Here is a 20,097-nt window from a genome sequence, read left to right on the forward strand (position 1 = left end):
TTCGTACTCCGCTGGTCTCGCCGCGGGGTTGCCAGGATTCGATCAGGCGACGAAGCGGGTCTTGCGGCGGCGGGCGACCAGGTAGCTCGCCGCGCCGACGACGAGCAGCAGCCCGCCGACGCCGGTGATCAGGCCGGTCGGGTCACCGGTGATCGGCAGCGTCGGGCCGTCGTCACCGCCGCCCTGACCGCCGTCTCCTCCCCCGTTGCCGGACGCATTGACGATGATCTTCGCCGAGTCGTTCCGCGCGTTCGGGTCACCGTCCAGCTTCACGACGAGGGTGCCGGTGGCGTCCGCCGCCACCTCGTCGATGCGCAGCGCAAACACGTACGGGTGCTCACCGCCTACCGCGATCTCGCTGGCGCGGCAGACGTACTCCTTGGCGCCCGGCTCGGCCCACTTCGCGTTCCCCGGGTCCCACTCCTCGCCCGGCACGTACGGCACACAGTCGCCGGATGCCTCGACGGCGGTGGTGCCCCTCGGGATGGTGATCCGGACCGGCAGCTTCTCAATCTGAGCGTCGAGCGCGGCGGGACCGAGGTTGGTGAAGCTCGGCCGTACGGCGACCACGTCACCCTTCCTGCCGCGGGCGGTGGCGCCCTTGGCCGCGAGATCCGCCGGGTTGTCGCCGGTCACGGTGACCGACGCCCGGGTGAAGTTGTTGGTCCGGTCCACGTCGGTCTGCGGGGCCTTCGCCTTCGCCCTGGTCTGCTCGACCAGGCGGAGTTCGCCACCGCGACCCGGCTCGAAGCCGGGCATCGGCCACTCCCCGTAGATGCGCGCCCAGTCGTCCTTCGTCCACCAGTCGAGGGTGACCGGGAGCTCGGCGCCGGTGCGGGCCTGCTCGTGCAGCCTGAGCGGGAGATCCTCCGAGAGCTGGTAGGACGTGTTCGCCTCGAGTTGCGTGTCGAAGGTGCAGATGGCGTTCAAGTTGAGGAACGACGCGCAGTTGGAGTAGTCGCCGGCGTACGTGACGAGCCAGTCGGCCTCCAGCATGAGGATCGTTCCGTTGACCGTGGTCGCGCTGCCGTTGCGGACCGCGCCGGGCAGCTCCACCCGGCTGCGCGGGGCGCCGCTGACCTCGACCGTCTCGTCGCTCACGAGGTCGACACCCTCGGCGATCGTGATGCCGGCAGTTGCGGTGGCGGAGATGCCGCCGGACGTGACCGTGACCGTGACATCACCCTGCTGCCCCGGGGTCGCGTCGTCCTTGCCGGTGAGCGTGTAGTTGAACCGGGGGTGCTGGCCCTTCGGAATGTCGATCTCGCAGTGCAGCGTGCTCGACGCCGTCTCGCAGGCCCAACCGTCGGGCATCGGCTCGACGGTGGCGAAATCCTCGACCTCGGACAGGTCGACGTCGAGCGTGGTCCTGCCGAACTGCCACTGATCCTCGTCGTCCCGGACGGGTTGCGCCACGAGCAATCCGTGGGTCGAGTGGCCGGGAGCGACGAGCTGGTTCGGCGCGTCAACGATGAAGGGAGGGTCGTCGGCGACCGCCGGGGTGGGGGCGGCAGCGACGAGCGCGCCCGCGACGCTCAGACCGGTGAGCCAACGCCGGGTGGAGTGCTTGAGCATGTGGGTCCTCCCGTACGCGCGCCCAGGGGTGACCAACGGATGGTAAGGATTCATCGAAGCTCTCCGCTGCCCCGACCTGCCTTCGACCGTCAACTCAGACCGAACGGCTGACCCGGCTCAGCACCAGCTCTACCAGGTCCGGAACGACCGAGCCCCCGCCGACCCGCGACTCGGGCACTCCGACCCGGCTTACGAAACGAGGCCCGGATCCGCACGTTCCGAGTCGATGGTGACTGGCTGTCGGAGGATGGTGCGTTGCTTGTCGGGTGCGACCTTGCGGTAGTCGCTGAGGTAGATCTCGTGGTGAGTTCCGGTCAGGCGGAGCCGGTTGGCGGGGATGTACTCGTGGTGCAGCTGTGCGAGCACGTCGGCCTCGTCGTCAAAGGAACCGACGTGCAGCGTCTGCACGCACCGCCCCTCGGGCAGCGTCTGGAGGCGGATGTCGTTGATACGCGCCGGTCGCTGCTTGGCGCCGGCTTGCTCGATGGCGGCGGTGACCATGGGCTGGTCGATCCAGTGGGGGACCATGAGCATCAACGTCCAGCTCCACCGGGACTTGTGTCGTGCGGTGGTGAACGCCGTCATGTCCTCGGCCCACCACAGACCTTCCAGGGGCGGGACGACGTAGTCGCGCCCGAGGGTGCGCTTGCTGGCGAACTTCAACTTGTAGGCCGTCGGGTAGAGCGCCTCGATCGCCTGCGTGAAGGCGGGTGAGGTGTTGGGGTCGCCGTGGCCGTCGATCATGAGGTACTGCATGTCCGGTACGTCAATTATCCGGAACCGGCCCCGTTGTGCCTGGTAGGCGTCAAGCGTCTTCTTAAAGTCGATCTTGTCGGCGGTCCTGTTGGTCATGGGGCACCTGGACTCGGGTGGCGAGTCACTGCCTTTCTGCATCCATGGTGGTCAGGGAATAGGAGAACACGTCGCGCGCCGCGTGCGGGAGGTGTTCTTGCGCGTGGTGCGCCGCCCGGACTGCGGCGATACCGGCTGGTCTCGGCGATGAAGGCCGGCGCGTTGTAGGTAAGGTCGGATGCCAGGTAGGCGTCTCGCGAACGGGAACACAGGTGGAGCTGCGCGACATCGAGACCTTTCTGGTGCTCGCCGAAGAGCTGCACTTCGGACGGACAGCGCAACGACTGCACGTCACCACAGCTCGGGTCAGCCAGGCCATCAAGCAACAGGAACGCCGCATCGGTGGTCTGCTGTTCGACCGCTCCACACGTACCGTCCGGCTCACACCGCTCGGCGAACAGCTACGCGACGACCTGCGGCCCGTCCACGCCGGCCTGCTAAAGAGCGTCGAGCGGGCCCGGCGGGCCGCCCAGGGCATCACCGGCACGCTCCGCGTGGGCATGATCCCTTTCAACACGTACGACCTGCGCCCGTTCTGGGACACGTTCCGCCGTCGGCACCCGCAGTGGTCGTTGCAGGTCCGCCGGGCCTCGTTCGTGGACCCGTTCGCCGCGCTGCGTACGGGAGAGCATGACATCCTCGTCGCCTGGCTGCCCGTGAACGAACCGGACCTGACCGTGGGACCGGTCCTTTTCGGCGACCAGCGAATCCTGGCAGTGTCGACCGATCACGAACTGGCCCGAAGACCATCCGTGTCGCTGGAGATGCTCGCCGACTTCCCGAACGGAACGGGGCAACGCCTGCCGGACTACTGGGAAGACGCGTACCTGCCGTTCCACAGCCCACGCGGCCACACGATCGAGCGTGGCGCATTCGTCACCAACAGCGACGAACTCATCCACCTCGTCGCCCTCGGCGAGACGGTCCAGGTCTTCCCCGTCCACGTGACCGACCACTGGGCCATGCCGGACGTGCGGTGGCTGCCCATCACCGACCTGCCCCGCCTGAACTACGCCCTGGTCTGGCGCACCGAGACCGAAACCGAGATCATCCGCGCAATGGCACAGGTCGTCAACGACCTGTGCCCGCTGTTGCGCTAGCCGAGAGACGGAGAGACTCAGACGACGCCGTCACTCACCGGCCAGACCGTTGTCGGCGAGCCATTGCGGGTCCGGTGCCACCATCTGCAGAACCTCCACCAGCAGCCCGTCGGGACCGGCGACCTGGAATCGGCGCTGTCCCCACGGCTCGGTCACGAGCGGCAGGACCACCTCCAACTCAGCAGAGCGCAGCCGTTCGAACTCGGCGTCAACGTCGGCGACCAGGAACGCCAGCAGCGTGCCGACCACCGCCCTGCCCCGGGTTGCCCGCGGCCACGATTCGTGGTCGCGCTGCACGAAGTCCAGGCTGACGGTCGGGTGATCAGCGTGCTGCGTGTTCACGTACCAGCCCAGGTCGATCCCGACCTTGAACCCGAAATGCTCGGCGAACCACGCCGCGCTCGCGGTCGGGTTGTCCGCCGCGACCGCCATCCCAATCAACGAGAACTGCATACGTGCCTCTCCCCTGTTCCACGGACGGTCACGTCCCTGATCTGTCCAGCGCGTGGCCCGAGACCGGCCAGCGATCTTTGCGCTTGATACCACCAGCGTCCGTCACCCGCCGGTGCGGATCAACGACGACCTCGCACACATACCGTTAAGCCGCGATTGACAATCGATTCACTTGGTTCCCGGACGGACACCGGTCGCGGCCGCCGGCACGACAGCGCGCGCCGGGCTCTACCGTCCTCGGTCACGTACTCAGAAGCCGGACGGCGGCAGATCCGCGCACGTGATTTCGGGTACACGCGTCCCAGGGCGTGACGGGCCCTTCACGTGGAAGTGATCTAGTTGACGGGTGAGTGACCTGCGAGATCTCATCGTCCGCTGGCAGCGCGGCTGGGGCGTGGCTCGCGGGCTGCCCGTCGCCAAGGACGTAGGCGGCGCGTTGCGGGTCCGGTGCATGCAGCCCGGCCGCGACATCGAGTATGTCGCGCTCGATGCCGGCGAAGACCTCGCGTCGCTCGCCACGTTGGCTGAGCTGGTCATTGGCGAGGACGCCGTCACATGGCTGACCGTGCCCACCACCGATCCGGCGAGGGCGGCCTCGGCTCTGGCGGCCGCCGGTCTGATCGTGCTCAAGCACTCAGAACTGCTGATGACAGCCGATCTTCGCCGGCATCCGCAGAACATGCCCGTGGCACCGTACCGGCTCCTGACCCAGGTCGACGCGCACGGAGGCGACAGCGTGGTCACGGCCACGGTACGGCACGAGTCGGGAGAGGTCGGCGCGCGCGGGACGATGGGACTGGCCGGTACAGATGGGGTCGCAGACCGGATCGAGACCATGCCGGCTCATCGCCGCAAGGGTCTGGCCAGCGCGGTCATGAGTGCACTAGCCCGTTCCGCGATCGAAGAAGGCGTCGAAGAGGGCATTCTCATCGCCAGCGAAGACGGTCAGCGTCTGTACAGGACGCTCGGCTGGCAGCCCGTGGCCGACGTGCTGATCGCAACGACGCCTGGCAACGCCTACCCGTCCTGAACGGCGGGGACATTGCGGCCGCTGGTCAGTTGACGCTCACGACGACCTTTCCGAGGGCGCGTCCCTCACCCACGTGGGCCAACGCCTCGGGCGTCTCGTCGAGAGTGAAGGCCCGGTCGATGTGGATGACGAGGTCACCCGCCACGCAGAGATCGGCCACCGGTTCGAAGTGGGTCGGCCCTTCCCGGACGGCGAGCACACCCAGCCGGCGGTGGGTGAGCCGGCCGGCCACCGCGCCGATCGTCAGGACGCGCAGCAGCGCCGAGACCGATCCGCCGACGCACCGGTAGCGGCCGCCGGGGGCCAGCGCCCGGCGGTAGGCGAACACCGATCGGTGCGCGACCAGATCGAGGATGAGATCGTACGGGCCGCTGCGGGTGAAGTCCCGGCTGCGGTAGTCGATCACCTCGTCCGCGCCGACGGACCGCATGAAGTCGAGCTTGCCCGCGTTGTCGACGCCGGTCACCTGGGCGCCGAGTCGTTTGGCCAGCTGGATCGCGAATGCGCCGGATCCTCCGCCGGCGCCGTTGATGAGGACCCGGTTGCCGGCTGCGGCGCCCGCGGTGCCCTGCTGTGCGATCACGCCCGCCTGTGGGATCGCCGACGCCTCGGCGAAGGTCAGGGCGGCGGGCTTGCGGGCCAGGACCGATTCGGGCGCGATCGCGTACTCGGCGAAACCGCCCTTGAGCATGAGGTTGTCGCCATACACCTCGTCACCGGGTCGGAACCGAGTGACGGCGGAGCCCACCGCGTCGACCCATCCGGCGATGTCCGAGCCGAGGGTCCGGCGTGCCGGGGAGCGCAGCCCACCGATGCGCGAATACAGTGGCGAACCTTGCAGGGTTTCCCAATCGCTCAAATTCACCGAGGTCGCCGCAATCTTGACGAGCACCTGTCGGGCAGCGGGAGAGGGCTTGGGGAGATTCTCGATTCGCAGCCCATCCGGGGGCCCGTACCGGTCGTACACGACTGCTCTCACCTGGTACCACCAGCCCTTCGGGAAAGTAGGCCAGCGCAGTACCCGATGCGTTCAGGGCCAGCAGCCTACGCCTCTTGGTTAGCACGGCGGGACAAGCGGCTGGTCGCCGCCACCCTGCTCCCAATCTGCTCCAGGTAAGCGGCAGATACAGCGAAGCCCGTTACCGACCGATCCGGTAACGGGCTTCTGCGCTGCACATACTTCGGTGGGCGATGCTGGTATCGAACCAGCGACCTCTTCGGTGTGAACTCTCGGCGAGCCAACCGGATCAGGCTCGATACGAGTTCAGACGGCTTACTGGCGCGTCTCTCGGCTCGGTTCGGCTGGCACGGCTGCTGTACTTCGGTGCTGTACTGCTGGCATCAGACAAGGCGCTGTATCCGGACCTTGGGGCGCTCGTTCCTGAGGTGTCCGTGCTTGTGCTGGCGGACCTGCTCGTCCCAGACCTCCTGGTCGTAGTCCGGGTCCGGCGGGATCCACTTGTGGGAGCCGTCGCTGTAGTGGAACTTCTCGTCACCCGGCCGCAGGATGCTCATCGGGTCCAACCGAGGAAGCGGTAATGCAGGTGGCCGGCGGGAACGTGGGCCAGGTCCTGGGCGGCGTTGACGAGCTGGGCGGCCAGGTAGAGGGCCAGTGACACCCCGGCGCGGTCGTACTCGGCCCGCAGCTCTCGGCGCCGGGTCTGGCATGGCCACTCCCCCGCACAGCCGCCGCACGTCCAGGCTGGCTTGATCGGGTGGTGAGTGGTCATCGCGGGACGTCCTGGCTGGGCCAGTGGCCGCGGTTGATCGGGATGCGATGGCGGCTCCGGCATGGCAGCTCGCCTCCGCAGCGGCAGATGCGCCGCCAATGCCGCCAGGACCAGACCGGCCGGTGCCGGCGAGCCAGCGTTAGCGCTACAGCCAGGAGGTACGCGTCATAGGAGACGTGCCGTCGACCGCCAGCCGCATCATCGCGGTTGGATTGCCGGCGATTGCCAACGTCCCGGCGGGCCACAGCAGCTTCCTCGTTCCAAGCGGCCGATCTGTTCGACCTGGTCATCACGCCTCCCGCCGACGCCGGGTAAAGCCGTGGGCACCCACTTCGGGAGGCGGGCACCCACGGCAGGACCCCCGGCCGCCAAGCTGGGTAGCCCCAGAAGCAACTTAGGACGCAATGTGCGCAGGGTCAACAGCTGACGCACATAGCGTTGTAAGTCGCACCCCGGGTGTGATCTGCTTGCACCAGCCGCCAAGCTGGGAGCACCACCTATGTCTGAAGCCGCCTACCTACAGGTCGCGCGGGATATCCGCGAGCAGATCAGCTCCGGCCAGTTGAAGCCGGGTGACAAGCTGCCGTCCTTTGCCGCCCTGTGCGAGCACTACGACGTGAGCAACACCGTCATCCGCGCCGCCATGCTCATCTTGAAAGCCGAAGGGCTGATCGACGGCCGGCAGGGCAAGGGCGTGTACGTCACGAACCGGCAGTCTGGGTAGGCAACGCACACCCAGCCGAGGCCGCCGACGAGTGACGGTGTGTGTACGGTGCACGTCTAGGTGTTGAAACGGAGCTAAGAGCCGCTGTCCTGCCACCAGCGGAAACGGTGCTCACCACCTGCTCGCAGCGCGTCCCGGGCTGCCATGGCTACTCGCTGGTTGATGACGTTTGACGGTGTCTTGTGCCCCCTGTGCGCCCCGGGCACCGTCCCGTGCGCTGTGGATCGGTGGGCTCAGACCAGTGCTGATGCCGCCAGGTTGGTCGCAAGACCACCGAGGACACACGCAGCAGAGCCAACGATCGACTTCATTGAGATCACCTTGCCTTCCCCGTCCGGTTCCGCCAGAACTGCGGTCGAGATCAGAGTGAGGATGAAGGCGGCCATCATGAAGAGCAGCACTGGACCCAGGACCAGCCCTGGTCTCAGCCCACCGACCCGCCGACCATGGTAGCCCCTCCGCTTATAGGCTCCGGGGGCTATGTCTGGCAGGGTCCGTTCACCTCTGCGGCCTCAGGCGGCTGTCCGCGCTCGACAACCGGGGGATGCCCTCGTCCCGCCTGATCGCTGTCGGCGCTGCTGCCGCCGCACACGGTTTAGGAAGGATGTAGCGCCCGCTCGGGTACCTGCTGTCCTACCAGGGCACTCGCCCAACGGCTCCCCAGCCCGCCCCTTGATCATTCCGTCCATGTTCCGGATCTTGTCTTCCACCCTGGATCCATGGATTGACTTGGGTGCCCTGCATCCCGACTGCTGGACCACCGCCGAGGGCCACTGGCGGTCGGCCACCGTCTACTTCATGACCGGTCGGTCTAGCGGAATCTGGCATACAGGTCGACTCGGCCGTCGCCCACCAGGCCGACCGCACGATTGCTGACCTGCCTATCTTCGGGTACTGCTGGTCCGCCTCGGTCGTCTCTGGTCGACGTTCAACGGCCCAAACGGCGCCCAGGGACGGCCCGCGACCCCCGCCGGGCATAACTAGCCTCCGTCCTCGCAGATGACAAGCTTGAGCCAGAACGCCAGACTTAGCACATGACGATGCGCAAATTCGAGACGGAGTCACGAGTGACAGTCGTCGTCACTCCTCGTTTGATCGGCAGACAGAAGGATATAAAAAGCCTGCCGGGATCCCTCGTGGAAGATTGCCACCTGTACATCGTCTCTCGTCAGCCCCGCCTGAGTGTTGACCCGTCGTCCGTCATAGTCAGAGATGGCCTCATCCGATTCAAGGTCCGCTCCCAGCACGGCGGCGATTTCCGCGAGCATCTTTGCGCCTTTACCACTAAGCAATACAGGGAGGGCTTTGCATGGAAGGCTGAATGGCCGTTCGAGGATTTCAGATTCACGCACAAGGGCGAAGACCTTGCCTGGGGATCGATTGGAGCGCTCGTCAACCATATGGAAGTGGGTGTCGAGGAGCTTCTAGAACACGAAATCCTGTACATCGGGCAAGCCTTCGGAAAGGACGGCGAGCGCAATGCCTACGACCGCCTAAAAAGTCACTCCACCTTGCAAGCAATCTATGCAGAGAATCGGCCCGACTATGACATATGGCTCACTCTTTGCGAGATATCGGATGTATCGCTCGTTCAAGACATCAGTTCTGGCGAGGCTGAGGTAATGGGGGACAAAGACACGCTCCATAGCCTGGAAGTGCTGGCGCGTTCTCAAAATCCCCAGTTCTATCGCCGCGAGGCTCTAACGATGGCAGAGGCTGGTCTAATACGCTTCTTCATGCCTGAGTACAATGAAAAGTTTAAGAACAACTACCCAGATCCCAATCATGTGCACATCTCAACGGCAGTTGAACTTGATTTCGCTGACCTAATGGTTGAACTCCACGCCTACCCCATCAATGTTCGTTTTTGGAGTCCCAGACAGCCTCTACAGTCGGGGCTAATTCACGTCGCTCGCTTCCCGCTACGCGCGACAGGTGGGCTGGTGGCGCTTGTGCTTGAGTCGACCTCGAAAGAAGCTCCGCCAATCACTACGGGAGACTAGCCATCCCGATACCCCGATAGATGTCAAGCTCCGTCGGCTGCTGCCTCGCTGTCGGAGCTTGACTCATTCGTCCCGAAGGGACCACCAGCCATCGATGAGCTGGGCCAGTAGCAGCGCTCAGCTACCCGGACGGTCCGCCGCAGTCCATGAACGTCCGGCGTTGCTTGCGCTCATCGTCACCCAGTTGGTCACCCAGCTCCGGTATCAGACGTTGAAGCGGAACTAAGAGCTGCTGTCCGCCAACCAGTGGGAACGCACCTTGGCCCCTGCTCAAACGGCGTCTGCGCCTGCCATGGCTACTCACTGGTTGACGGCGTTTGACGGTGTCTTGTGCCCCCTGTGTGCCCCCACACTGCCAGGGGGCTCTCTCAAATCGCCCTGGCCTGCTAGGGCTTAGACCTGCGGCAAGGAAACACTCTCCCCGCCAGTCCTCGTCAATCCCTCGCCGCGACCTGTCGACCTGGCACGGATCTGGCACGCCAGTCATTCCGCCGGACCGCCTGTCTTGCTTGTGAACTGGGCGGTACGTCCACCAGCGTCCGGCGTCCAGGTCGACCCGGCTGAGGCCCACTGGCTTGGTCGGAGAGAACAGCCATCTGCGCTCGCGGTAGCCACTGCTTCAACGGTACTAGCCCTGTTCCCGCCCGTTGCCCCGGCGAGAGAGATAAGAGGCGCATTGCTTTCCAAAAGAAGTCAACGCCCAAGTTGTCTCGTACCCAACATAGGCACCAACAGCGACATCATGGGCAATGCCCAAGCTCTGCAATCTGCTAACCAACGCGTCGAGTGCGCCAACCAAGCCTCCGTCCTCGGCGTAGATGTCCTTGACCGGCCACCGGTCAGGGGTGGGTACTCCATCGGTCCGAGCGCCACTCCGCTTGGGATTCGGCCGTGCTAGCAGCTCCATCAGCCTCAGATGGGGCCTTTCAAGTTGCCGAACGACATCAACAACTACTTGCGTCGAGTCGATATCCGTGGCCTCCCACGCCCCACGGACAAATACCCGGGCCAAGGTGTCGATCTTCCAGTCGTCCAGCGCCCGGGCCGCCGCGTCGGCAGTTTGAGCAAGCAGCTCCAGCAATCGGGCGTCCTCGGCCACCTCTCGAAGCAATTCCTCCGCCCGGATAGCAGCCTCATCCTCGACAGTGCCGACAAAGCGACTCACGTTCTCGATGCGGCGACGCCACAGCGGAGCTGCAAGGTTCACCATCTCCTCTGCCGCTGAGCCAACAAGGGATCCGACACTGGCTCCGACTATGGAGCCAGCAGCGGGTGGGGCTCCTATGCTCAGCCCGATCAGTTCACCAACCGCCGCACCGGCCGGCGTGATGGCGCCGCTGTTGGCCCAGCGCCCAACTACTGAGCCACTCCGCTCCACAAGGTCAGCCATCCAGACATCGTCGCATCCGGCAGCCACTCGCCTGGCACGGCGACTCCACCAAACCTGATCCAAGCGGCACACTGGACACTCCAGCCGGTAAGCCATCAAAGCAAGCCGCGTGACCCCTCGTTTGTAAGTTCTGGGCGCGTCGTTCGGCGGTGTCTGTCCGCGTTCGGGGCCTCGGGCGACTGTCTGCGCCCGGCGGCTGGTGGATGTCCTCGTCCCGGCCGGTTGCTGTCGCCGTTGCTGTCGACAGCTCGTCGGGCGATCAGCCTGCGTTCGTACGAAGCCGGTTGAAGGCTTCCGCGCGAATCTCGGCTATGAGCTCGTCGTTCGGCTTCCTGTGCGGGTGAGTCGGCAAAGCACTGACCTCGGCGATAAGCCGCGCCTCCGCGTCATCGAGTCCAAGCACCTCAGAGCCTTCGTCGCTCAGTGCCGCTCTGATTCCCGCGGTCATCAGGTCGGCAGCAGCTTGAGCCCGCGGCACGCAGGTACTATCGTCCAGAGCGCCGCCACCCCATTCATCCTGCTGGTAGTTCCCTAGATCGATGTTCCAAACGATGGTTGCGTTGGCGGCAATTAAGGTCACCCAAAGCTGCTGTAAAACTGGCGGAGCGTACAACTTGACTCGACCGGTGAGCTGGTTGGGATGTAGCGTCAGCTTCGCGAGGTCGGCCGCGCCGCCCGCTCCGTTCTCCATGTTGTCGTACCAGGCTTGGCGATCCTCTACATACTCAGCCATGTCGACAAGGAGTTGACGCCGAGTCTCCCGCAGACGGTCGGCCTTATCGCGGGAGTGCCGCATGCGATCGATGGTCAGTTCGCGTTCGCGCGTCGCTCGCTGAGACCAAGCAACGCCAGCGAAGGTGAACAGGCCACCAACCAGTGAGCCAGAAAGTGCCGTCAGCAGCGTTGCCCAGTCGGGCGTGGAAGCCATGCCGGGATCCTTGCAGCCGACCAGCGGGCTGTCCACGCCACCTACTCCGACAGCATCCGGCGTACAGGTCGACTCGTCTGTCGCCCGCCAGGTCAGCCGTCAGTACATGGCGGCTGACCTGCTGTTTCTTCGGGTACCGCTGGTCGTCGTCGGTCACTGTTGGTCCGCCTTTGACGGCCCAGTCGCGGCCCAGACGGCCCAGCGGCGGCCCTGAGCGGCCATCGCTGGCATGGCCCACGGTCAGTTTGGGACGTCAGCCCTGACCGTGTAGCTTCCCAAGGCGTTACTGTGGCTCGCACCAGCCAACGCGCATCCGGTGACCGGTCCCGCAATGTCCAACAATGCGGTGGTTCGTCCTACCCGTTCGGTCTATACAGACCGCTACAGGAGGATTGCGGTGTGGTGAACTGATCTCTAGGCTGCCGCTATGGCTGTTAGGGGCTCACACTCTGCGGCAGGAAACGCCTTGGGTTACCTCTATCAGTGCCAGTGGGCTCTGGTTGAGTTAGCCGAACGTGGGCGAGAAGACCCGAGTGTGGAGCTTCGGCTAGAGGCGTTGGACGACATCGACTTCGTCCGAGACGGAACGCCTGACGAACTGCTGCAAGTTAAGCATCACATGACTCCCGCGAGTGATCTGACCGAAAACAACCCCGATCTCTGGCGATCAATCAATTCTTGGCTGGATACCGTAGATCTCTCAGTGGACCGGATCCCTGTGCTTCGGCTACTCACTACGGCCCGAATACCAGGTGGGGGTGCGCTCTCCAAGCTTCACGCCGGACCGGATAGGGATGTCCCGGCCGCGGTTGCTGCGCTTGAGGCAGCCGCCAGCAATAGTAGATCCGGCACGACGGCCCGATGGCGGGATGCCTTCTTAGCTAAACCCCCAGAGCATCGGGCTGCTCTAGTTTCGGCAATCGTTGTTCATGACGGCGCGCCCCACGCCGGCGACATAGATCAAAGCTTGCGGAAGGCATTTGGATACATCGTGCCACGGGATCGAGGGGACGACTACCTTAGGTATCTCAAGGGATGGTGGAGCGGCATCTCGGTGAGCCTGCTGGACGGATCGCTTCCAGCAATCAGGGCAGAGGACCTGCGAGTGCAAGCGGAAGATTTGCGAGACCAGTTTGGGCCGCAGGCTTTACCCCTGGATCCGCAAGTGATGGCAAAATTCTCTAGAGAGGAAGCCGAAGTCTACAGGGGCCGGACTTTCGTTACGCAACTGCTCTGGATTGCTCTCGATGAGAACCGTCTACTGAAAGCGATCCGAGATTATCACCGTGCGTACACTCAGCGGTCGGAGTGGCTACGCCGGGGCTACCTGTGTGAGGCGGAGATCGATCGCTTTGCCTTTGCGCTGCATGACGAGTGGGAGCAGGTGTTCGACCGCCGGGTCGCCCAGGCCGAGCGATCGGGCGGGGCATCACCGGAGGATACCGGGATGGCGATATTCGAAGAAATCTGCGCCAACTCTCGGGCTCGCATCAGAGAACGCTTCGATCAGGGATGGCTGAACCGAGGGACGCTGCATCAGTTGGCTGAGGGATTCGCCGAACTAACTATCGGGTGGCATCCAGATTTTGCGAGCAAGTTGGAAAGCTTGCTCCGACCAGTTGTGGCAGAAGAACCGGTCCAATGACGCGCTTTGCCGAGCGGCTGCCGGAAGTTGCCGCCCTACTAAACCCGGCCTTCACAGCCAGAGTGCTGTTTGAGTCCGCTCGGGGATTCTCCGATGGCGACGACGATCCAATGCCCTTCCCGCTGGCGTTTTTAACCCTACCTCTAGTCCTACACGAAGAGACACGCCAAGCTCTTCCCAGAGACCGGAGGAAGCGATTCGCGGCGTGGGTCTCAGAAAACCCATGGATTGTGGCTACGTTTCCCGCACGTGCACCAGAGATGGTGGAGCTCACGCGTGAGGGTCTCAGATTTGCGCTACGCACTGGAATGCTACGTGTCACAAGTGAAGGAGGGTTACAGATCGGAAGAGTTCCGCGCCCTCTTTCGGCCGCGCAAGGTGCCGATGTGGCAGCGTGTGTAAGAGCAGCCAGAATCGTTGGTATGTGGTTTCGTACAACCGACATAGCAACAGCTTTCGCTCTCCTGGGAGTTAGGCCCTAGAATGCAGATTCTTGCAGTGGCCCTGTACAGCAAGCGTGGACAGCGGCGACGGGATATTGAATTCAAGCCAAACCAGCTTAATATCCTTACCGGGAAGTCGAAGACCGGAAAGTCGGCGCTGCTCGACATCGTCGACTTCTGCCTCGGTCGAACCGACATATCCCTCCCATTGGGAATCATCACTGACGTCACAAGCTGGTATGCGATATTGGTCGAGCTTGGCGATTCCCGCCTAGTCCTCGCTCGGCCCAATCCGGAGGGCGCCTCTACGAGCCAAGCCATGATTACGGTCGGAGGCCCCGATCTTGCCCTCCCTTCACCCGGCGAGCTCGTTGCCAACGCAGACTCGGGTGCTCTGCGCGCCGAAATAAGTCGTCGCCTTGGCATCGAGAGCTACCGCATTGAGCCGCCTGGTGGATCATTGCGCTATCCCTACGACGTCTCGATAGCCCAAGCCGTTCTCTTGTGTCTACAGAAGCAGACCGAGATAGCGAGCCAGACGCAGCTGTTCCACCGCCAGCACGAAGGCGGTATCGAGCAGTCCATCAAGGACACTTTCCCATATTTCTTGGGTGCTACCGGACCAGACATCGCCCAGTTGCGCTACGAGCTGCGTACCGCTCAAAGGGCGCTAGCACGAGCGGAGCGCGAGTCTTCCCAGCGCAATGCGGCGGATGCGGCCAGCGACGAGGAGATTCGGTCCCTTGCGCAAACAGCCATCGCTTATGGTGCGATCGACGCAGAAGTGTTGGAACTGGCTCCTGATCAAATGCTTGCGCGCCTAAGTGAGGTGGCGCGTTTGGAAGAGCAGGCGGTTGGCCCGTCGCTGCCACCTGAGATAGAGCCTCGCCGCCAAGAACTGCTTGCGGCAAGGAGGGAAATGCGTCAAGACCTTGACTACCTAGAAGCCCAGGTCAGTCTCATAAGCTCGCTCGAAAGTGAAGGAACCCGGTTTCAGCGGGAGTTAGAAATTCAGCGGGGACGTCTCGCAACACTCCGAGTCATCCCAACGCCCAACCGCGATAGTGAGACATGCCCACTTTGCAATTCGCCGCTTGCCGAGCCAGACGCTACAGTCGATGAGATCACGGAATTGACGGCTCGCATCTCTGAGGAATTGAGCACGGTCGAGCGTGCTCGCCCCGCAAATAACCGTCGGCTCGCGGAGCTTTCCAATAGCATCTCAGAGCTTCGGAACGTGATGCGCGACAACGCTGCGCAACTGGAGCAACTCGCATCGACCGAATCGGCCATCCAGGACGACCTGCGGGAGAGAGAGCAGGCCGCCTACCTCCGCGGTCGGATTGCAAGTGCCCTTGAGCGCATCGAGCCACCCGCCGCCCTGCCGAGCATACCTATAGATCTGGGCCGTTACCAACGTGCCGTTGCGCAGCTTGAAGAACAGCTTGCGGCTACGGACGCGGAGAACGAGGTTTCCTCTCGACTATCACTCATTGCTCGGCGGATGACGGAATGGGCACAGCAACTCGAGCTAGAACATTCGGAACACAATGTACGGCTCGACCTAAAGCAGCTCACGGTTATTGCCGATAAGCCGGAGGGGCCTAGGCCGCTCAGGAGGATTGGCAGTGCCGAGAACTGGATTGGATATCATCTGGTTACCCACCTGGCGATTCACTGGTGGTTTCACGAGCATGGTCGGCCAGTTCCACGATTCATAATGTTCGACCAGCCCACTCAAGCCTTTTTCCCTGAACAGGTGCCAGATGCAAGCGAGGTAGCGGATGCAGATTGGGCAGCGGTCAGGCGTCAATTCCTGCTGTTCCGAGAGTTCGTGCGTGTTACCAACGGAGGAGTTCAGATAATAGTTTGCGATCATGCGAATCTCACGGAGGATTGGTTCCAGGACGCCCTGGTGGAAAACTGGCGTGGGGATGAGGCGTTGATTCCTCTCGACTGGCTGAGCGATGACTAGCCCTCAACACCAAGCGTGTGTGCCATCCCGTCTGCCGTCGACCCGCCTATTGAGGGAGCGGGCTGCCGCCCGGCCCGCCACGTCAAGCGGACCTTGACACACGTTCGGACGCTGGCGGGTCGGGCGGTGGTCTGCTCGGCTTGCCCGGGTCGATGGCAGACGGGACGGCCTACCGCAACCACCCACGGGACCGCGACCCGCCGAAGGAGCGCCGGCCATCCTGGAGCCGGAGCGCCCCCGCCGGAGGCGCACTAACCGCAACCCCGCGACCGCCGCCAGCTCGCCGACGCCGGGCCGGCGTCCGCTCCCCTGCGCCGCGCGGGCTCGTGGCCGCGCGGCCCGGCCGGCTGCCGGCCCACCACCGCACCGGTCAATGGTCTGTAGTTCTGCGGCGGCCCTCCGGGCTCTCCGCTCTCCGCGCCAGCCGCCGGGCGTGTTGCGTGGCCGGAACGGAGCGGCAGCGGAGTGCAGGCCGCGCGCCCTGGCGGCGGCGCGTGCGGCCCGTTGCGGGCCGCCTTGATAGACGTACAGAAAGTCCTCCCACATCAGCCGGCAGCCGGCCGTCCCACCTCCATCCAGCGACATCACGGCGGGTTGACGTGTCGGCACGCGGTGCTACTCTGGCGCTCGTCGAGCACGCTAGCGCGGCCTTCCCGCCGGACCGCTGGACTCGACCTCGGAGATGCCGAGCGGCCTTCCTGCCGCCGATGCGGGTCACGACCCGCCGGCTCCCGATCGCACCGGCCGCCGCGCCGGTTCTCCGAATCCGCTGAACGGCCCAGCACGGCTCCACTGCCGTCCACGATGGCCCGGATTCGCAGACCTCCACGGGTGGGGCAGCCTGCGGCAACCGGTCGGATGCCGACATCCCAGGCTCCCCACCCGTGCCGGCCTTCGTCACCAGCTCGACAAGCGCGAGAGGACACAACCATCGGCGGGACGTGGCACCACCACGAACCTGCCCTCCGGCGTCAGCCGCCCTCCCGGCGGTGCCAGGAGACACGACGAACACCACCAGCGGACCAACGTCCACAGCTGGTGGTGCTTCGTCTCCCGTCCCTGCCACCTCCCAAGGAGAAGACCGTGTCCACCCCGCTCACCCTGTACCGGCCCGGTCTCGCCGTCGGCCGTGACGCCCAAGCCCTGCACCGCGCTGCAACGCCGGAGTTCTCCGGCTGGCTTGAGCACACTGCCGCTGCCGGCGGCTGTGCCCAGCCAATCCGCCTCACCGGCACCATCGCGGCCGTCGAAACGACCACCGGCCGCATCACTGGCCAACTCCGGACCGACGAGCTGCCCGACCGGGCGCTGTACAAGGCGTGCGGCAACCGCCGCGAGTCGCAGTGCCGAGACTGCGCCTGGGTCTACGCCGGTGACGCCTACCAGGTCATCCGCTGCGGCCTGACCGGCGGCAAGGGCGTACCCGACTCGGTCGGCCGACACCCGGTCGTCTTCGCCACCTTCACCGCCCCCTCCTTCGGCGCGGTCCACCACCGGCACGTCTCCCGCCACACCTGCGCCACCCGGCAGCGCTGCGACTGCCGCCCCGCTCCCTGCCGCGCCCGAAGTGCCGCCGGCACCCGCCAGCATGGACAGCACGCGGCCTGCTTCGCCCGCCACGACGCCGACGATCCGCGGCTTGGGCAGCCGTTGTGCCTGGACTGCTACGACCACGATCACCAGGTCGTCTGGAACTACTTCTCCGGCGAGCTGTGGCGACGCACCAAACAGGCCATCGAGCGGCACCTCGCCGCCCTCTGCCGCCGACGCGGCATCCCCTTCGTCCAGGTCGTCACCGGCTCCGGCAAAGTGCGACGGGTGCCACCGGTGCGGGTGTCGCACGGCAAGGTCGCCGAAATGCAACGCCGGGCAGCCGTGCACTTCCACGCCCTACTGCGCCTCGACGGTGTCGCCCCTGACCCGGATGCTCTCGTGCCGCCCCCGACCGGCATCACCGTCGACGACCTGGACGCCGCCGTTCATGCCGCCACGCGGCAGATCGTCGTCACCACACCTCCGCATCCTGACCGGCCGCAGGGCTGGGTGGTGGCCTGGGGCGAGCAGGTCGACGTGCGACGGATCAACGCCGCCGACGGCGAGTTGACCGACGGCAAGGTGGCCGCCTACCTGGCCAAGTACGCCATCAAGGCCACCGAATCCACGGGGCGCTCCTTCACCCGGCTCACCCCTGCCACCATCGACGACTCCGCCGATCCGGAAGGCGATCATCTCGCCCGCCTCATCGACGCCTGCTGGCACCTCGGCAGGCCCACCGGCACCGACACCGCCAGCGGCGCCACAACGGCCGGCGACCGTCAAGGCAGCCTTGACACGGAACCGAACGCCTACGCCGGGCTGCGCCGCTGGGCGCACATGCTCGGCTTCGGCGGCCACTTCCTCACCAAGGCCCGCCGCTACTCCGTCACCTTCGGCCTGCTCCGCGACACCCGCGCCACCTACCGGCGCGAAGAGGACGACGACCCGCCAGACACGATCACCGTCGGCACCCTCACCTACAGCGGGTCCGGCTGGCTCACCGAAGGTGACGCCCTGCTCGCCAACACCGCCGCAAGTCAGCGACGCGAGAGCAGACGCATCGGCCGGGAAGAACTCGCCCACGAAGCCTGGCTCACCGGAGCCGCAGCATGAACCACGACCTCCGCCCCCGCTGGTACTCCCCTACCGAGGTCGCCGTCCTTCTCGGCTTCGGCATCTCCAAAGTCAAGATGAAGATCGCTACCGGCGAGCTGCGCTCTATCAAGGACGGCAAGTACCGCCGCGTCCTCCCGGAGTGGGTCGACGACTACATCCGCGAACAGGTCGAGCGCCAGGAGGCTGCCTGATGCCCGGACGCGCACGAGCTAACGGCGAAGGCTCGATCTTCCCCTACCGCAACGGCTTCGCCGCCTACGTCTGGGTCAACAAGCCGGACGGCAGGCGCACCCGGAAGTACGTCTACGGCAAGACCCGCGAAGCAGTGCACGACAAGTGGATCAAGCTGCACCAGCAGGCCAAGGCCGGGCCGGTGGCGACCAGCATTCCGACGGTTGGCAGCTTCCTCACCTACTGGCTCAACGAGATCATCCAACCGAACCGCGCGCCCCTGACCTACGCCACCTACGAGACATTCGTCCGCCGATACATCTCCCCCGGCGTCGGCGCGAAGCGGCTCGACCGGCTCCAGTCCCGCGACGTGCAGACCTGGATCAACCAGGTCGCCCGCACCTGCCAGTGCTGCGCCCAGGGCAAGGACGCCGCCCGCCCGAAGCGCAAGCGGCGCTGCTGCGCGGTCGGCCGCTGCTGCCAGGCCCTCCCGTCGACGCGCACGGTCAGCGACATCCGGGCCGCGCTGCGGGCCGCCCTCACCCACGCCCAGGCCCAAGACCTCATCACCAAGAACCCCGCCGTCGCGGTCACCCTCGCCACCGTCCGCCGGAGGCGGGGCAAGTCCTGGTCGAGTGACGAGGCACGGAAGTTCCTGGAGTCCGCGAGAGCGGACGACGACCCGCTCTACGCCGCCTACGCCCTGGTCCTCGTCACCGGCCTACGCAAGGGCGAAGCCCTCGGACTGACATGGGAGGACGTCGACCTCGACGCCGGAGAACTGACCATCGGCCGTCAGCTCCAACGCGTACGCGGCCAACTCCTGCACCGTGACACCAAGACCCAGGCGTCCGACGCCATGCTCCCCCTGCCCGACATCTGCCTCACGGCCCTGAAACTGCGAAGCGAACAACGCGACGAGGCGAGAGCAGCCGCCGGCAAGGCGTGGCACGAAAGCGGACTCGTCTTGACCACCCGCTACGGCACACCCATCGAGCCGCGCAACTTCCAACGCTCCTGGCAGACCAGATGCGACAAGGCGAACGTCAAGCCGATCACCGTGCACGACGCCAGAAGAACCTGCGCCACGCTCCTGGCCGACCTCGACGTCCACCCCAGAGTCGCCATGCAGGTTCTGAGGCACGCCCGCTTCTCCGTGACGATGGAGATCTACACGCAGGTATCGAACAAGGCGACCAGAGACGCCCTCAAACGCCTCGGCGATTCACTCGGCCATTGAGCACGGCTGCTGTACTTAACTGCTGTACGACAGCAGAAAGGCCACCTCCCGAAGCCGGGAAGTGGCCTTTGACCTGCGTGGGCGATGCTGGTATCGAACCAGCGACCTCTTCGGTGTGAACGAAGCGCTCTCCCACTGAGCTAATCGCCCTCAGCGCCGCTGACTCTACCCGATCGTGGAACCAGA

At 65.1% G+C, this 20,097-nt stretch carries 19 protein-coding genes and 1 tRNA gene; 10 read left to right on the forward strand and 10 right to left on the reverse strand.

The annotated features are described in order from the left end of the window. Positions 1-42 precede the first annotated feature (42 nt). Complete coding sequence (locus EAD98_RS27750; RefSeq protein ID WP_158609846.1) at positions 43-1,575, reverse strand: LPXTG cell wall anchor domain-containing protein; 1,533 nt, start codon at positions 1,573-1,575, stop codon at positions 43-45. A 189-nt stretch (positions 1,576-1,764) separates the two neighbouring features. Beyond that, positions 1,765-2,427: a GyrI-like domain-containing protein gene (locus EAD98_RS27755; RefSeq protein ID WP_121656914.1), complete on the reverse strand. Its 663-nt coding sequence runs from the start codon at positions 2,425-2,427 to the stop codon at positions 1,765-1,767. A 212-nt stretch (positions 2,428-2,639) separates the two neighbouring features. On the opposite strand from EAD98_RS27755, the gene EAD98_RS27760 reads away from it, so the two are divergent. After that, the gene (locus EAD98_RS27760; RefSeq protein ID WP_121656915.1) at positions 2,640-3,527 is read left to right on the forward strand and encodes a LysR family transcriptional regulator; all 888 of its coding nucleotides are present in this window, start codon (positions 2,640-2,642) and stop codon (positions 3,525-3,527) included. A 30-nt stretch (positions 3,528-3,557) separates the two neighbouring features. Here the strand turns inward: EAD98_RS27760 and EAD98_RS27765 are convergent, their stop codons facing one another. Beyond that, positions 3,558-3,980: a VOC family protein gene (locus EAD98_RS27765; RefSeq protein WP_121656916.1), complete on the reverse strand. Its 423-nt coding sequence runs from the start codon at positions 3,978-3,980 to the stop codon at positions 3,558-3,560. Positions 3,981-4,326: 346 nt separating this feature from the next. Between EAD98_RS27765 and EAD98_RS27770 the strand changes: the two genes are divergently transcribed. Next, positions 4,327-5,010 carry a GNAT family N-acetyltransferase gene (locus EAD98_RS27770; protein ID WP_121656917.1) on the forward strand — a complete coding sequence of 228 codons (684 nt, stop codon included), beginning with the start codon at positions 4,327-4,329 and terminating at the stop codon, positions 5,008-5,010. 25 nt (positions 5,011-5,035) lie between these two features. On the opposite strand, the gene EAD98_RS27775 is transcribed toward EAD98_RS27770, so the two are convergent. The 3 genes from EAD98_RS27775 to EAD98_RS27780 form a co-directional block, all read right to left on the reverse strand. Then, entirely contained in the window at positions 5,036-5,989 is a 954-nt protein-coding gene (locus EAD98_RS27775; protein ID WP_121656918.1) for an NAD(P)-dependent alcohol dehydrogenase, read from the reverse strand. A 362-nt stretch (positions 5,990-6,351) separates the two neighbouring features. Next, the gene (locus tag EAD98_RS31375; RefSeq protein ID WP_167362340.1) at positions 6,352-6,525 is read right to left on the reverse strand and encodes a hypothetical protein; all 174 of its coding nucleotides are present in this window, start codon (positions 6,523-6,525) and stop codon (positions 6,352-6,354) included. After that, on the reverse strand, positions 6,522-6,740 hold the full coding sequence (locus tag EAD98_RS27780) for a flavin reductase (protein WP_121656919.1): 219 nt from the start codon (positions 6,738-6,740) through the stop codon (positions 6,522-6,524). Before EAD98_RS27780 ends, EAD98_RS31375 begins: the two co-directional genes overlap by 4 nt. 499 nt (positions 6,741-7,239) lie before the next feature. Here EAD98_RS27780 and EAD98_RS27790 point away from each other — a divergent pair, with 499 nt between their 5' ends. Further along, positions 7,240-7,464, forward strand: a complete 225-nt coding sequence (locus EAD98_RS27790; protein ID WP_121656921.1) for a winged helix-turn-helix domain-containing protein — start codon at positions 7,240-7,242, stop codon at positions 7,462-7,464. Positions 7,465-7,697: 233 nt separating this feature from the next. On the opposite strand, the gene EAD98_RS31090 is transcribed toward EAD98_RS27790, so the two are convergent. Beyond that, the gene (locus EAD98_RS31090) at positions 7,698-7,865 is read right to left on the reverse strand and encodes a hypothetical protein (protein WP_158609847.1); all 168 of its coding nucleotides are present in this window, start codon (positions 7,863-7,865) and stop codon (positions 7,698-7,700) included. Positions 7,866-8,498: 633 nt separating this feature from the next. On the opposite strand from EAD98_RS31090, the gene EAD98_RS30770 reads away from it, so the two are divergent. Further along, the gene (locus tag EAD98_RS30770; protein WP_147457507.1) at positions 8,499-9,467 is read left to right on the forward strand and encodes a hypothetical protein; all 969 of its coding nucleotides are present in this window, start codon (positions 8,499-8,501) and stop codon (positions 9,465-9,467) included. A 628-nt stretch (positions 9,468-10,095) separates the two neighbouring features. On the opposite strand, the gene EAD98_RS27800 is transcribed toward EAD98_RS30770, so the two are convergent. Both EAD98_RS27800 and EAD98_RS27805 read right to left on the reverse strand, forming a co-directional pair. Next, positions 10,096-10,857 carry a hypothetical protein gene (locus tag EAD98_RS27800; RefSeq protein WP_147457508.1) on the reverse strand — a complete coding sequence of 254 codons (762 nt, stop codon included), beginning with the start codon at positions 10,855-10,857 and terminating at the stop codon, positions 10,096-10,098. 259 nt (positions 10,858-11,116) lie between these two features. Next, the gene (locus EAD98_RS27805) at positions 11,117-11,821 is read right to left on the reverse strand and encodes a hypothetical protein (RefSeq protein ID WP_147457509.1); all 705 of its coding nucleotides are present in this window, start codon (positions 11,819-11,821) and stop codon (positions 11,117-11,119) included. Positions 11,822-12,839: 1,018 nt separating this feature from the next. Between EAD98_RS27805 and EAD98_RS30775 the strand changes: the two genes are divergently transcribed. The 6 genes from EAD98_RS30775 to EAD98_RS27825 all read left to right on the forward strand — a co-directional run bounded on the left by EAD98_RS30775 (position 12,840) and on the right by EAD98_RS27825 (position 19,911). Continuing rightward, complete coding sequence (locus EAD98_RS30775) at positions 12,840-13,430, forward strand: ABC-three component system protein (protein ID WP_147457510.1); 591 nt, start codon at positions 12,840-12,842, stop codon at positions 13,428-13,430. Then, entirely contained in the window at positions 13,427-13,912 is a 486-nt protein-coding gene (locus EAD98_RS31930) for a three component ABC system middle component (protein ID WP_368666178.1), read from the forward strand. Before EAD98_RS30775 ends, EAD98_RS31930 begins: the two co-directional genes overlap by 4 nt. A gap of 16 nt (positions 13,913-13,928) precedes the next feature. Continuing rightward, complete coding sequence (locus EAD98_RS27810; protein ID WP_158609848.1) at positions 13,929-15,848, forward strand: DUF3732 domain-containing protein; 1,920 nt, start codon at positions 13,929-13,931, stop codon at positions 15,846-15,848. Between the two features lie 1,083 nt (positions 15,849-16,931). Then, positions 16,932-18,497 carry a replication initiator gene (locus EAD98_RS27815; protein WP_121656926.1) on the forward strand — a complete coding sequence of 522 codons (1,566 nt, stop codon included), beginning with the start codon at positions 16,932-16,934 and terminating at the stop codon, positions 18,495-18,497. Next, a complete protein-coding gene (locus EAD98_RS27820; RefSeq protein WP_121656927.1) occupies positions 18,494-18,691 on the forward strand; it encodes an excisionase family DNA-binding protein in 198 nt (65 codons plus the stop codon). Before EAD98_RS27815 ends, EAD98_RS27820 begins: the two co-directional genes overlap by 4 nt. Continuing rightward, complete coding sequence (locus EAD98_RS27825) at positions 18,691-19,911, forward strand: site-specific integrase (RefSeq protein ID WP_121656928.1); 1,221 nt, start codon at positions 18,691-18,693, stop codon at positions 19,909-19,911. Before EAD98_RS27820 ends, EAD98_RS27825 begins: the two co-directional genes overlap by 1 nt. A 78-nt stretch (positions 19,912-19,989) precedes the next feature. Here EAD98_RS27825 and EAD98_RS27830 read toward each other — a convergent pair. Next, a tRNA-Val gene (locus EAD98_RS27830) sits at positions 19,990-20,061 on the reverse strand. Positions 20,062-20,097 lie beyond the last annotated feature (36 nt).

It is taken from the genome of Micromonospora sp. CV4 (assembly GCF_003667455.1).
GTDB lineage: Bacteria > Actinomycetota > Actinomycetes > Mycobacteriales > Micromonosporaceae > Micromonospora.

Coding starts and splice junctions, on each gene's coding strand:
- EAD98_RS27750 (WP_158609846.1), bottom strand. CDS start 1,575: ATGCTCAAGCACTCCACCCGGCGTTGGCTCACCGGTCTGAGCGTCGCG.
- EAD98_RS27755 (WP_121656914.1), bottom strand. CDS start 2,427: ATGACCAACAGGACCGCCGACAAGATCGACTTTAAGAAGACGCTTGAC.
- EAD98_RS27765 (WP_121656916.1), bottom strand. CDS start 3,980: ATGCAGTTCTCGTTGATTGGGATGGCGGTCGCGGCGGACAACCCGACC.
- EAD98_RS31375 (WP_167362340.1), bottom strand. CDS start 6,525: ATGAGCATCCTGCGGCCGGGTGACGAGAAGTTCCACTACAGCGACGGC.
- EAD98_RS27780 (WP_121656919.1), bottom strand. CDS start 6,740: ATGACCACTCACCACCCGATCAAGCCAGCCTGGACGTGCGGCGGCTGT.
- EAD98_RS27790 (WP_121656921.1), top strand. CDS start 7,240: ATGTCTGAAGCCGCCTACCTACAGGTCGCGCGGGATATCCGCGAGCAG.
- EAD98_RS30770 (WP_147457507.1), top strand. CDS start 8,499: ATGACGATGCGCAAATTCGAGACGGAGTCACGAGTGACAGTCGTCGTC.
- EAD98_RS27800 (WP_147457508.1), bottom strand. CDS start 10,857: ATGGCTGACCTTGTGGAGCGGAGTGGCTCAGTAGTTGGGCGCTGGGCC.
- EAD98_RS31930 (WP_368666178.1), top strand. CDS start 13,427: ATGACGCGCTTTGCCGAGCGGCTGCCGGAAGTTGCCGCCCTACTAAAC.
- EAD98_RS27820 (WP_121656927.1), top strand. CDS start 18,494: ATGAACCACGACCTCCGCCCCCGCTGGTACTCCCCTACCGAGGTCGCC.
- EAD98_RS27825 (WP_121656928.1), top strand. CDS start 18,691: ATGCCCGGACGCGCACGAGCTAACGGCGAAGGCTCGATCTTCCCCTAC.